The 12,648-nt window shown below is 66.7% G+C and carries 11 protein-coding genes; 3 read left to right on the top strand and 8 right to left on the bottom strand.

From position 1 onward, the window contains the following. Positions 1 to 764: MFS transporter (locus ACP69Z_RS13620; RefSeq protein WP_426268005.1), on the bottom strand; the 764-nt coding region annotated here is incomplete at its 3' end. Between the two features lie 140 nt (positions 765 to 904). Here ACP69Z_RS13620 and ACP69Z_RS13615 point away from each other — a divergent pair. From ACP69Z_RS13615 to ACP69Z_RS13605, 3 genes are read left to right on the top strand one after another with little or no spacing between them, the layout of a single operon-like run. Further along, positions 905 to 2,410, top strand: coding sequence for an MFS transporter (locus ACP69Z_RS13615; RefSeq protein WP_426268004.1), 1,506 nt, complete (start codon positions 905 to 907; stop codon positions 2,408 to 2,410). A 52-nt stretch (positions 2,411 to 2,462) separates the two neighbouring features. Continuing rightward, complete coding sequence (locus ACP69Z_RS13610; protein WP_426268003.1) at positions 2,463 to 3,434, top strand: MDR/zinc-dependent alcohol dehydrogenase-like family protein; 972 nt, start codon at positions 2,463 to 2,465, stop codon at positions 3,432 to 3,434. Next, positions 3,431 to 4,420 (top strand): Gfo/Idh/MocA family protein, encoded by a 990-nt coding sequence (locus ACP69Z_RS13605; protein WP_426268002.1) that lies wholly within the window; start codon positions 3,431 to 3,433, stop codon positions 4,418 to 4,420. Before ACP69Z_RS13610 ends, ACP69Z_RS13605 begins: the two co-directional genes overlap by 4 nt. Here the strand turns inward: ACP69Z_RS13605 and ACP69Z_RS13600 are convergent. The 7 genes from ACP69Z_RS13600 to ACP69Z_RS13570 are packed head-to-tail and all read right to left on the bottom strand — an operon-like array spanning position 4,343 to position 12,552. Then, a complete protein-coding gene (locus ACP69Z_RS13600) occupies positions 4,343 to 5,962 on the bottom strand; it encodes a hypothetical protein (protein ID WP_426268001.1) in 1,620 nt (539 codons plus the stop codon). The two genes, ACP69Z_RS13605 and ACP69Z_RS13600, sit on opposite strands and share 78 nt — an antisense overlap. A gap of 19 nt (positions 5,963 to 5,981) precedes the next feature. Continuing rightward, positions 5,982 to 7,073: a CgeB family protein gene (locus tag ACP69Z_RS13595; RefSeq protein WP_426268000.1), complete on the bottom strand. Its 1,092-nt coding sequence runs from the start codon at positions 7,071 to 7,073 to the stop codon at positions 5,982 to 5,984. Then, complete coding sequence (locus ACP69Z_RS13590; protein ID WP_426267999.1) at positions 7,070 to 8,164, bottom strand: CgeB family protein; 1,095 nt, start codon at positions 8,162 to 8,164, stop codon at positions 7,070 to 7,072. The genes ACP69Z_RS13595 and ACP69Z_RS13590 overlap by 4 nt, the downstream gene beginning before the upstream one ends. After that, on the bottom strand, positions 8,161 to 9,267 hold the full coding sequence (locus tag ACP69Z_RS13585) for a CgeB family protein (protein WP_426267998.1): 1,107 nt from the start codon (positions 9,265 to 9,267) through the stop codon (positions 8,161 to 8,163). The genes ACP69Z_RS13590 and ACP69Z_RS13585 overlap by 4 nt, the downstream gene beginning before the upstream one ends. Then, positions 9,264 to 10,361: a glycosyltransferase gene (locus ACP69Z_RS13580; RefSeq protein ID WP_426267997.1), complete on the bottom strand. Its 1,098-nt coding sequence runs from the start codon at positions 10,359 to 10,361 to the stop codon at positions 9,264 to 9,266. Before ACP69Z_RS13580 ends, ACP69Z_RS13585 begins: the two co-directional genes overlap by 4 nt. Then, positions 10,358 to 11,440: an SDR family NAD(P)-dependent oxidoreductase gene (locus ACP69Z_RS13575; RefSeq protein ID WP_426267996.1), complete on the bottom strand. Its 1,083-nt coding sequence runs from the start codon at positions 11,438 to 11,440 to the stop codon at positions 10,358 to 10,360. Before ACP69Z_RS13575 ends, ACP69Z_RS13580 begins: the two co-directional genes overlap by 4 nt. After that, positions 11,437 to 12,552 carry an NAD-dependent epimerase/dehydratase family protein gene (locus ACP69Z_RS13570; protein ID WP_426267995.1) on the bottom strand — a complete coding sequence of 372 codons (1,116 nt, stop codon included), beginning with the start codon at positions 12,550 to 12,552 and terminating at the stop codon, positions 11,437 to 11,439. Before ACP69Z_RS13570 ends, ACP69Z_RS13575 begins: the two co-directional genes overlap by 4 nt. Positions 12,553 to 12,648: the final 96 nt, after the last annotated feature.

Raw genomic sequence — 12,648 nt, 5'->3', positions numbered from 1 at the left:
AAGATGCACAAGGCACCAAAGCCGAAGCGCTTGCGGCTGAGCAGCGAGAAGCCGGCCAGCGGCGAGCTTCGCTCGTGTTGCTCGTTCGGCAGCCGATTGCGGAACAGGAACACCGCGCCTGCGATCACCAGCAGCGCGACCGCGAGGCCAATATACGTATTGCTGATCGCCTGCGTTTCGGCGGTGCGGTACGCTTCGAGCTCGGCCCCCGTGAAGTCCGATGCGCTGACGCCCGCAAGTCCGCCCAGGATCAGCGCCGAGCCGACGATCGGAAACACCGTGGTGCCAAGGCTGTTGAACGCCTGCGCAAAGGTCAGCCGGCTGTGCACCGTCCTTGCCGGCCCGAGCAGGCTGATCAGCGGGTTGGCGACCACCTGCACCACCACCACGCCGCTTGCCAGCACGAACAGGGCGAACAGGAACAGCCCGTAAGTCGCCGTGCGCGAGGCCGGGATGAACAGCAGGCAGCCGGCCATCATCACCAGCAACCCCGTCATCGCCCCACGCATATAGCCGATGCGCTTCACCAGCTGCGCGCCGGGAATGCCGATCACCAGGTAGGCGGTGAAGAAGCAGAACTGCACCAGCATCGCCTGCGTGTAGTTGAGCGTGAACAGCTCTTTCAGCTTGGGCAGGATCACGTCGTTGAGGCTGGTGATCCCGCCGAAGATGAAGAACAAGGCGAACACGAAATAACGCAGTTCAGGCGCGTCAACGCCGTCAGGGGCGGCCGTTGTCGGACTGGCTGGTGCGGCTACGGCCATGCTGTTCTTCCCCCTCACATTATGGCCTGAGGCTAACGCGCTCCACGCCACTGTCACCTGTGAATACCTATTCTGCTGCACTGCACCAACATTGGCAGCGCCATGCTTTCCTGCTTCTCTGCCGGTCAGGAGGAGTGTGCATGGATCAGGTGACGGGCCGGCTGGAGAAGCCGCGGCAGGGCTGGGCGGGGTTGTGGAACATCTCGTTCGGCTTTTTCGGCATCCAGATCGGCTTTGCGCTCCAGAACGCCAACATGAGCCGGGTCTTTCAGTCGCTCGGCGCCAGCCTCGATGACTTGCCCGCCCTGTGGGTGGCAGCCCCGCTGACTGGCCTTCTCGTTCAACCCATCATCGGCTTCATGAGCGATCGGACCTGGCTCGGCCGGTTCGGTCGCCGCCGGCCTTACTTTGTGGCCGGTGCGCTGCTGGCCGCCTTGTCGCTGCTGCTGATGCCGATCGCCCCCGTGCTGCTTGCTGCCGCAGCGCTGCTGTGGATGCTCGACGCCAGCCTCAACATCTCCATGGAGCCGTTCCGCGCCTTTGTCGGCGACCAGCTTCACCGCGATCAGCATACCGCCGGTTACGCCGTCCAGACCGCGTTTATTGGCGCGGGCGCGGTGATTGGTTCGATCTTCCCTTACCTCCTCGAACATTGGGGCGTCAGCAATGTCGCGGGCGAAGGCGCTGTTCCCGACACCGTGCGCTGGAGCTTCTGGGCGGGCGGCGTTGCGCTTTTCCTGGCGGTGATGTGGACCGTCTTCACCACCCGCGAATATTCCCCCGAGGAGATGCGCAGCTTCGGCGAGCAAGCAGAGGAAGATCGCGGCGACGCCCTTCGCACGCTGGCAACCCGCTCCCTCCTCATTCCCATCCTGTGGGGCGCGGCCGGCGGCCTGGTCATCGGCCTGGTCGCGGAGCTGGGCCTCGAAAAGGAAGTCTATCTGCTTGGGGCCTTGCTGGTGCTCTACGGCCTCCTCTCGGCCATCGCCATTGCGCGCGCCAAGCGCGGCCTTGGCGCCGGTATGCTCGGCAGCCTGGTCGGCGATTTCTCCGGCATGCCGCCGGTGATGAAGCAGCTCGCGCTGGTGCAGTTCTTCAGCTGGTCGGCGCTGTTCATCATGTGGATCAACACGACGCCAGTGGTCGCCCAGAACTTCTTCGGCGCCAGCGATCCTGACAGCGCGCTCTATCAGAAAGCGGGCAATTGGGTCGGCGTGCTGTTCGCGGTCTACAATGGCGTCGCCGCGGTTGCAGCGCTGCTGGTCCTGCCCGCACTCGCCAAGCGGATCGGCAAGGCCAGGACCCATGCCCTCTGCCTTCTCGCCGGCGCGCTCGGCTATGCCAGCTTCTTTCTGCTCCGCGATCCGCAGCATCTGCTGCTAGCCGAGATCGGCGTCGGGATCGCCTGGGCCTCGATCCTCGCCATGCCCTACGCCATTCTCGCCAGCTCGCTGCCACAGGCCAAGCTCGGCACCTACATGGGCCTCTTCAACATCTTCATCGTGGTGCCGCAGCTGCTGGTCGCAACCGTGATGGGCTCGATCATGAAAGCGTTTTTCCCGGCCGAGCCGATCTGGACCATGGCCTTTGCCGCCGGGGTGATGGGCCTTGCCGCAGTGGCTACGCTGCGAGTGCGCGAGGCCTGAAGCAACCATCTTCTATCCACCTCGTTCAGCGGGTGGAACGAAGGGGAGCCTCTTGAACATCACGACGACCATGCGCGCCGCAACGCTGTCGGCGCCGCAGACCATTCGTATCGATGAACTCGCGCTTCCCGAGCCGGGCGAGGGCAAAGTGCGGCTGAAGATCGAAGGATGCGGCGTGTGCGCGTCCAATCTCGGGCCGTGGAGTGGGCCCGAATGGCTGCAATATCCGGGTGAGCCTGGCGGCATGGGCCACGAAGGCTGGGGCGTGATCGAAGCGGTCGGTGAAGGTGTCGACGGCTTCGCGCCCGGCGACCGCGTCGCGGCCTTGAGCTACAACAGCTACGCCACCCACGACATCGCCGATGCCGACAAGGTGGTGAAGCTGCCACCCGAACTTGCCGACCAGCCTTTCCCGGGCGAGCCGCTCGGCTGCGCCTTCAACATCTTTCGCCGTGCCGACATCCAGGCTGGCCAGACGGTGGCGATCGTCGGGATCGGCTTCCTCGGCGCGCTGCTGACCCGCCTCGCCACTGACGCCGGCGCCCGCGTCATCGCCATCTCCCGCCGGGATTTCAGCCTCGAGGTCGCCCGTGAGTTCGGGGCGGCGGAAACGATCCCGATGACGGACCACACCAAGATCATCGAAACGGTGAAGGAACTGACCGGCGGGAAGTTCTGCGAGCGGGTGATCGAAGCGGTCGGCAAGCAGTGGCCGCTGGACCTCGCCGGCGAGCTTACCGCCGAGCGGGGCAAGCTGATCATTGCGGGCTACCATCAGGACGGCCCGCGGCAGGTCAACATGTGGCTGTGGAACTGGCGCGGGATCGACGTCATCAACGCCCATGAGCGCGATCCGCAGGTCTACATGGACGGCATTCGCGAAGCGGTGGACGCGGTCGCCAGCGGCCGCCTCGATCCGAGCCCGCTCTACACCCATCGCTACAAACTGGACGAACTGGCCCAAGCACTGGACGCCACCCGCGACCGGCCGATGGGCTTCCTCAAGGCGATCATTGAACCGTGAGCGACAAACCGCGCCTCGGCTTCCTCGGCACCGGCTGGATCGGCCGCAACCGGATGGAAGCGATGCTTGCGACCGGTCTGGTCGACGCTGCCGCCATCGCTGATCCGAGCCACGACATGCGCGAGCAAGCCGCCGCATCGGCGCCGGGTGCCGCGGTGCTCGACAATCTCGACGAGCTGCTTACGCAGGACCTCGACGGCCTGGTGATTGCCAGCCCCAGTGCACTTCATGCCGAGCAGTCGATCCGAGCGCTGGAGGCGGGGCTGGCGGTGTTCTGCCAGAAGCCGCTTGGCCGGACCGCGGAAGAAGCGCGCGCCGTGGTCGATGCAGCGCGCAAGGCCGACAAGCTGCTCGGCGTTGATCTCAGCTACCGCTTCACCAACGGCATGAAGGCGATCCGCCGCGCCATCGCCTCGGGCGATCTCGGCACCCCTTTTGCAGCCGACCTCGTCTTCCACAATGCCTATGGTCCGGGGAAGGATTGGTTCTTCGATCCGCGGCAATCGGGCGGCGGGTGCGTGATCGATCTTGGCGTGCACCTCGTCGACCTCGCGCTGTGGGCAATGGATTGGCCTGAGGTCGTGTCGGTGGAGAGCCACCTGCTGGGCGGCGGCGCGCCCTTGGCCGATCCTGGCACGGCTTGCGAGGATTATGCGGTCGCCACGCTGACGCTCGCCACCGGCGCGGTGGTGCGGCTCGCCTGTTCGTGGAAGCTTGCCGCGGGCCGGATGTGCGACATCGGCGCCGACTTTTACGGCACGCGAGGCGGAGCGCAGTTCCGCAATATCGACGGAAGCTACACGGACTTCGAAGCTTTCCGCACCGCCGGAACCGAACGCTGGCACGCGTCCGAGCCCGATCATGAGTGGGGCGGCCGCGCCGCTGCCGATTGGGCTAGGCGGCTGGCGTCAGGCGAAGGCTTCGATGCCGCGTCCGAGCGCCTGGTCGACGTCTCGGAGGTTCTCGACCGCATCTACCAGCGCTAAGCGGTAGCGGGCGATAGCCGCGTCCAAGCGGTAGTGCTCCGCTGCGGGGCTCATTCCTTTGCCGAGCGTGTGGGCGCCGATCTGAAAGGCGCAATAAGCGACGCGGTATAAGGCTTCGAGGTTTGGCTTGGCGGAGGGCAGCGTCAGCCCCAACTCGACCTCCGCCCCCGCTAGGTCCCAGGCAATGTCCTGGCAGCCGACGAGATCGTGGCTTCGGTGATGATCGAGCGCGTCGGCCTTGAGCAGTCGCCCGCATGGCAAACGCAGCCATTCGTGCGCGTGGAGGCGCCCGTCGACCTGAACCGGCTCGGGCGCCAAACGACAAAGGTCGGGGTTCCAACCCGCGAACTCGGGCAGGTTGCGGCGGACCATGGTGACGAGATCGCTGAGGCTGGCACCGGTGGGTCCGGGCAGGCGAGAGCGCAGGGCGAGGTAAGCCTGCACTTCGGACACGCTCGGCCGCGCCTGCATCGCATCGCTGTGCCAGCGAAGCACGAGCCAACCGTGCGTGAGCCCGGCGACCTCCGGGCCGAACCCGTGCTCGGCGAGCAGCGTCGCGAGCGCGAATTTCTGGCGGCCGGCAGAACCGAGGCCGGCGAAGCGGACCAGCCATTGTCCCGAGCCCGTTTCCACAAGGAACTTCATCCGCTCCCAAGCCGGCACAATCGGCGGCCATGTGGCCTCGCAGGCGTTCCACAACGGCCGCCACGCACCGCCCGAAAGTTCGGACCAGTTCGTGATCGTGCCGACGAGCGTGCTGATCCAGCCAGGCAGCCGCTCCGGTTGAACAACCGGGCGCTGCGCTGTTTGCCAGCGTTCGCGGTGACGGGGCGAGGCTTGTGGACCGAGGTCGCCGCCATGACCGGCAAGAAAGGCGATCCGCTCGGCCGGAACGTCATGATCCTCCAGCCAATCCGCCACGCAGCCGAAGCTGCTTCCCGACAGGCCTGGCCCTTCGTCGACGATCACGAAATGCCGCTCACCCTGGAGCAGATGCTCGGCGAGGCTTGCGTCGATCCTCAGTGAGCGGGCGAAGGGTTCGCCGCCGGGACGTAGCGTAACTGGTGTCGGCGCCTCGAGCGCGGCTGCGGCGATTGCGGCCAGTCCGCTGCCGATGCTGCGCAGGCCAATGACAATCGGCGGGGCGGCTAGCTTGAGCTGGCGAGCAGCAAGCCCGTAGGCCTCGGGGTAAAGAGCATAGTGCGCGTAGCCCTCTCCCTCGCGAACGCGGACGGCGGCAGGAAGACCGGACACGACCGGCAGGGCGGGGGCGATCCCTCCCGAACAGCCTTCATCCCAGGATTGCAGCAGGAGCGAACCGAGCGTGACGAGTTGTTGCAGCAACGTCCGCTCGGCGGCGCGCTCCCGGTCTGATCCATGCTCGGCGAAGTCGGCGTCCGCCACTCCTTGCGCCAGCCCGGACAGCATGATGAACCGGTCGCGCAGGGCATCGTGATCCAGCCATCGGCCAGCATCCTCGCGAAGGGTGCTCAGCGCCTCCGCTGTATCGAGTGTCTCCTCATGGTCGCCGTAAACAAGCATTCTTCGCGAGCCTTGGCGCTCAGCGCTCCGCCGCGAGCGCCGCCATTGTCTTGCCCACCATCGCTTCCTCAAGATGCTGTTCGAGCTCACCGGCGCGAACCCGCGACGTGTGCTCGGCCAAGGCGCGCTGGCGGGCCGCGTCGCCAATGGCGCGAGCCTTGTCCGGCGTGATGCCGCGCAGCGCTGCGATCACGTCGTCCGTGCTGCGGGCAAGCAGGATCTCGCGGCCCGGCTCGAACAGTTGGTCGAGCCCTTCCCATACGTCGGAGATGACCGGGCAACCGCACATCGCGGCCTCGAACAAGCGCACGCTCGGGCTCCAGCCGGCAGCGATCATGTCCGCGCGGGTGACGTTCAGCGTGAAGCGCGACGCGGCGTAGAAGGCTGGGTGTTCAGCGGGAGGAACGTGCTCGATCCGCTCGACATTTGCAGGCCAGTCGATGTCGGCGGGATATTGCGGACCGGCGACGCAGAAACGGCTGTCCGGCAACGCACGGGCTGCGCTGCAGAGCAGCTTGTCGACAGTGGGCTGGCGATCGGCCGACCAGGTGCCGAGGTAGGAAAGATCCCAGCGGGTCGGCACGTCGAGGGGCCGGTACAGCTCCGGATCGGCCTGGCAGTAAAGCGCGCGGGCAGCGGGTGAGCCGAGCTCGCGCTCAATAAAGCGCAAGGTCGGACCGCCGGTGAAGCTGAGATACAGGTCGAAGCCGGGGATCAGCGCGGGATCGAGATATTCGAAGTCGCCGCGGGCAAGCTTTGCCAGCGTGACCGGCGTGTCGATGTCGTAGAAAGCGGTGGCGCCGCGCGCCGTCGCTTGAACGAAACGGCCGACCTTCACGCCATCCGGTACGTAGGAGCCGACGATCACCGCATCGGCGCGGGCGATCTCGCCGGTGAAACGCTGCAGGTCATCAAGGTCGCTGTAATATTCGAGGCGGCAGTAATCGGGGTCGGTCAGATCGCGCTGGCTGGCGTACCAAGGGACATCGCGTTCGAGGAACAGAATGTCATGTCCGCGCGCGGCGAACTCCGCCAAGAGGCCGCGGAAGGTGGTGGCGTGGCCGTTCCCCCACGAGGAAGAGAGCGACAGGCCAAGAACGACGAGCTTCATGCCAGCGCCAGCTCGCGCTTGGCGGTGACCGCTTCGCGAAGCACGCGGTCGGCTTCGACCCCGCGATGAGCGTAGGTGTGCTCGGCCGTCACGCGGGCGAGGGCGGCCTCGCCAATGGAACGGGCGCGCTGCGGGGTGAGTGCGGCAAGCTGTTCTGCAACGTCCTGCCCGTCGCGCGCGACAAGCACCTCTTGGCCGGGCTCAAGGAACTGCTCGATCCCTTCCCACTCGTCGGTGATCAGGCAGGCGGCGGCGCCGGCGGCTTCGAACACGCGAGTGGCGGGGGAGAAGCCGACGTTGGCCATGCTGTCGCGGGCGACGTTGAGTACGGCGAGCGGCGAGCAGTTGAAGGCATTGTGGTCGCCGGTGCCGACATGGCCAACCGGGCGAACGTTGTCCGGCAGGCCTTTGCCCGCCCAGCCGTTGCCACCAAGGAGGAAGCTCTTTTCCGGGCTCAGCGCGGCGGCGCGAAGGAAGAACTCTTCCACCCGCGCTTCGCGGTCGGGCAGGCGATTGGCGAGGAAGCCGAGATCCGCAGCGAAGCGAGGTTCATGCGGCACCGGATGGTGCGTTGCAGGATCGAGCGCATTGTAGATGGGGATGCAGCGGCGCGCGCCCATTTCCTCATAGGCGGACACGACCGGTGGACCACCGCCGTAGGTGAGGACGAGATCGAATTCGCCGAGCCGGCGCCGCAGCGGATGATCGGGCGCTGCCCGCAGCTCTTCCAGGGTGGCGGCGGCATCGACGTCCCAATAGACCTTGAGCGCATCGCGACGCGCGTGGTCGAGGACGCCCTCGGCGAGCTCGTCGTCGAACACGCCGACGCCGCTCGCCTTGACCACAATGTCGGCATCCGCGGCGTTGCCGAGGACGCGGGCGCAGGCGTCGGGCGTGGCGTCATAGACCACCGAGCGGGCGTACGCAGGCGGGTCGATGTCACGGTGCTGCTGCCGCTCAAACGCGTCGGGCTCGTAGAAGGTGATGTCGTGCCCGCGGCCGCCCAGCTCTTTCAGGATGCCGCGATAATAAGTGGCGGCGCCGTTCCAGTAGGCGCTGAGCAGGGAGGAGCCGTAGAAAGCGATTTTCATGCGTCGACCTTGTTCGAAAGCGTCGCGACGATGCCGAGCAGCTCGTCGACGCGGTGGGCGCAGCTGTGCCGCGCTCGGATGGTGGCGAGCCCGCGGGTGGCGAGCGCTTCGCGAAGGGCGGGATCGTCGCGCAAGGCCGTGAGGTGGCGGGTCATCTCGGCGCCGTCGCGGGCAACGAGATAATCGTCGCCCGGAGTGAACAGATGCTCGGCGTCGTCCCACGGCGCGCTCACCAACGGGATGCCGCAAGCAAGCGCTTCGAACACGCGAATGGTGGGAATGCCGGGCAGCACCTCGCGGTAGAAGCGCCGAGGCACGTGGACGGTGGCGAGATGCTGGGCGAACAGCTGCGGGGCGGCGGCGTTGGGGAGCCAGCCGCCGAAATGGATGCCGTAGCGTTGCAGAGTGGCGAGCGCTTCCGGCGGATAGCGGACACCGTGGATGGTGAGCGGCAGGCCGGCTTCCTGAGCGGGGCGGAAGAGATATTCTTCCAGCTCGGCCGAGCGTTCGCCGTCGCCCCAGTTGCCGATCCAGATCAGGCCGCGGCGTTCCTGCTCGGCCACCGGCGGCTTGAACAGGCGGGTATCGGCGGCTTCGTGCCAGGTCCAGACGCGGCCTCGCCAGCCCCATCCGCGATAGACTTCGGACAGAGTCTCGCCGAATGCCAGCACGCCATCATAGCCGCTCAGATCGAAGGCGCGCATCGCCTCCGGCTCGCTGACCGCGCGGTGGTGGGTGTCGTGGAAGAGGAGAGTGAAGCGGCTACCGCCCTTCCGCAGGGCGCCGACCGCGGCGACCAGCGCAGGCTCGTTCCATTCGTGCACGATGACGAGGTCGGCATCGCCGATCAGCTCTTCAGCGTCAGTCCCCGGCGCATATTCCTCGATGACGTCCTGAAGGTCGGGGTAAGCCGCTTGGAACGCTGAAAGGCCCTGCTCGCCGCCATCTTCGAGGAGGTTGGACAGGCTCCACGACCCGGCTGGCTCGAGCGCGCGGACCTCGTGGCCGCGGGCCTTGAGATCGCGCAGGACGCCGCGGAGGAAATGGGCGTTGCCGTGGTTCCAGCAACTGCGCAGCGAATGGGTGAAGTAGACAATCCTCACGCCGCGGCCTTCTCCGGTTCTCGAAGGCCGGCGTAGAGGTCGAGCATGGCGGAGGCAGTACGTTCGGGGGTGAAGCCGGCAGCCCTGGTCCGCGCCGCCGTGCCGAGCGCAGCGCGCCTTTCTGGGTCGGCGGCGAGGCGATCTACGGCAGCGGCGATGGCGTATTCGTCGAGCGGATCGACGAAGATCGCCGCGTCTTCCCACAGCTCGCGAAAGACCGGGCGGTCGGCCAGGACCAGCGCGCAGCCGGCCTGCGCCGCTTCGAGCACGGCGAGGCCGAACGGCTCGTAAAGCGCGGCGGAGACGAAGATCGGGCGTCGTGAAAGGAGGGCGGAAAGGTCCTCGGCCGGAACCTTACCAAGGGCTTCCGCATGGTCGAGCCGGATGCGGTTGCCATCCGGTCCTTCCAGCGGTCCGGCGGCGCGGAAAGGAAGCGAGGCGAGTGCTGCGGCGCGATCGAAAGTGGCGACGTTCTTGCCGGCGTCCCACAGACGGCCCGCGGTAAGGACGAAATCGGCCGGCTCGTCGCCCGCGACCGGCTCGGGCTGCGCCCTGCCATTTGGAACCGCGACGAGCGCTGCGGAAAGCGCATAGTCCCGCTGCACGGAGGCGGCGAAGCTTTGCGAGGGAGCGATGACGAGGTCGCTATGCTCCAGCCCTTCGCGCACCAGCGCGGCGCGCCAGGCGAGATCATCGGGCAGGTCGCCGCCATGCACCGCCGACCACCAGGTCGCGACGCAGCTGTGCATCACGCTGACTACCGGCACAGGATAGCGGGCGATCGCAAGCGCGGGCGAGTGCAGCTGGACGAGCTCGATGTCCGCTTTCGCGGCAAGCTGCGCCAGGGCTTCGGCGCTTTCGCGCACCTCGCATTCGGAGGCCGCGGTCCAGTCGAGCGGAAGTCCAGTGTCGATGAGCTGCAAGCCGGGAACGGCTGCGGCTTCGGTAAGCTGGTCGGCCGACGGCGCCGGCCCCATCAGCGCCAGCAGGATCACCATGTCCTCCGCCCTCGACAGGGCGCGCGCGAGGTCGAGCGAATAGGTCCACACCCCGCCGACCGCGTCGGTGGTGAGAAGCAGGCGGCGACGCGTCATGCCGGGATGCGGATCGGGTCGGCGGCCACCGGCGCCAGTGCGCGTTCTTCCACCAGCCAGTCGGCGAGTGCCGCGACCCCGTCGTGCCAGCCGCGTGGGGTGCCTAGGCCAAGCTCGCGCTGGATGGTCCGGGTGTCGGCCACGAAATAACGCTGGTCGCCGGCGCGCCAGTCCGAATAGCTGACCTTTGGCGCCCGGCCGGTCAGCTCGGCGATGTGCCGCATCAGCTGTCGCAGCGAGATAGCGTTAGCCGGACCGCCGCCAAGGTTGAAGGCGCGGCCCGCAATCCGGTCGATGTTCGACCAGGCCGCCATGTAGGCATCGACCGCATCGCTGACGTCGAGAATGTCACGCACCTGCGCGCCGTCGCCGTAGAGCGTAATCTCCTCGCCTTCGAGCGCGCGGATCAGGAAGTGCGCCACCCAGCCCTGATCCTCGGTCCCCATCTGGCGCTGACCGTAGACGCAGCTCATCCGGATCACCGCGGCTGGAACGCCGAAGCTGCGGGCATAATCGAGGACATATTGATCGGCCGCACCCTTGGAGCAGCCGTAGGGCGTGTGAAAGTCGAGCGGGCGGTCTTCGCCGATGCCATGCGCGCGAACCTCTGGATCGACCGCTTCGTAACGATCGTCCTCCAGCCGGAACTCGAGGTCGGCAAGATCGCCATAAACCTTGTTGGTCGAGGCGAAGACGACCGGGATGCGCCGGCCGGAGGTTCGCAGCCCGTCGAGCAGGTGAAGCGTGCCGCGCACGTTGATGTCGAAGTCGTCGCGCGGGGTGACGAGGCTGGTGGTCACCGCCACTTGCGCGGCCATGTGGAACACCGCCTGCGCTTCGCTGGCGGCGGCGGCTAGCGACGCTTCGTCGCGCACGTCGCCGTGAGTGAAGCGGATGCGCTGCCCGTGCTTGCTCTTCAGCCAGTTCAGGTTGCGCTCGACCCCCGGCCGCGAGAGCGCGTCGAAGATGTGGACATCATGGCCCTCGGAAGCGAGCCGATCGGCGATGTTGCTGCCGATGAAGCCGGCGCCGCCGGTCACCAGCACCGGAAGCTGCCGGAAGATCGTACGCGCCGTCACGCGACCAGCCCCCGCTCCTCGAGCTCGGCGCGGGCCTGATCGACCCGGTCAACCGCCGTCTGGCTGGCGACCCATTCGGCAAGTTCCGCCAGCCCTTCGCCAAAGTCCTTGGTCGCGCGGAAGCCGAGTTTGTCCGCCGCCAGTGATCCGTCGCAGAAGCAGTGGCGGATATCGCCGATCCGGCCCTTGCCTGCGATTTCTGGCTCGATCCCGTCTTTGCCAAGCGCAGCGGCGAGCGAGCGCGCCACCTCGCGCACCGAGCGATCATGCCCGGAGCCGATGTTGAACACCCCGCCCGCCGCTTGCGGCAGCTCGAGCGCATCACAGAAGGCGCGGGCGACATCGCCGACATGGACAAAGTCGCGGCGCTGTTCGCCATCCTCGAAGATCACCGGGCGCTGGTTGTTGAGCAACCGCGACGAGAAGATCGCCAGCACGCCGGTGTAGGGGTTGGAGAGCGCCTGACCGGGGCCATAGACGTTGAACAACCGCAGGCAGACGCCTTCCATGCCGTAGGCGCCGGCGATGATCAGGGTGGTGCGCTCCTGCACATATTTGCCGAGCGCGTAGATGGAGGCGAGATCGGGCTTCTTCCATTCAGGCGTCGGCACTGGCTGTAGCGGACGGCCGTGGCGGTCCAGCGGCTCCCAGCTTTGCCCGTCGCCGGCACCGGGAGAGCGAAGCGCGTCCTGGACCGCTTCGCCGTCGGCATCGCGGTAGAGACCTTCGCCATAGATGCTCATCGAGGATGCGGTGACCACGCGCCGCACCGGCTTGGCAATCAGCTTTTCCATCAGCACGGCAGTGCCGACGTCATTGCCGCTGGTGTAGCGCTCGACCTCGTACATCGATTGGCCGACGCCGACTTCGGCGGCAAGGTTGATCACGCTGTCGACGCCTTGCAGCGCCTTCTGCACGACGTCGCCGTTGCGGACGTCACCGACCAGCAATTCGACCTCGGAAGGAAGGAGCTTGGAGCCGTCCACTTCGCCGTGGACCTGCTCGATCAGGGCGTCGAGCACGCGGACCTTGTGGCCCCTTTGAAGCAATTCGGCACAGACCGATCGACCAATGAATCCGGCACCGCCGGTGACCAGCACAGTCTCGCTCAAGCTCAGCCCTCCATTCGCCCGCAGCAACAACAAAGCATTGCAGGCAGTTTCGGGAGCTTAATGAAAGATCATCTTGTTTGTTCCAGAAGGTAGAGG

The sequence above is a fragment of the Sphingomonas sp. LHG3443-2 genome, from assembly GCF_049896405.1.
Classification (GTDB): domain Bacteria; phylum Pseudomonadota; class Alphaproteobacteria; order Sphingomonadales; family Sphingomonadaceae; genus Sphingomicrobium.
Note: the sequence above shows the minus strand (reverse complement) of the source record. Positions and strands in the feature narration are given on the sequence as shown.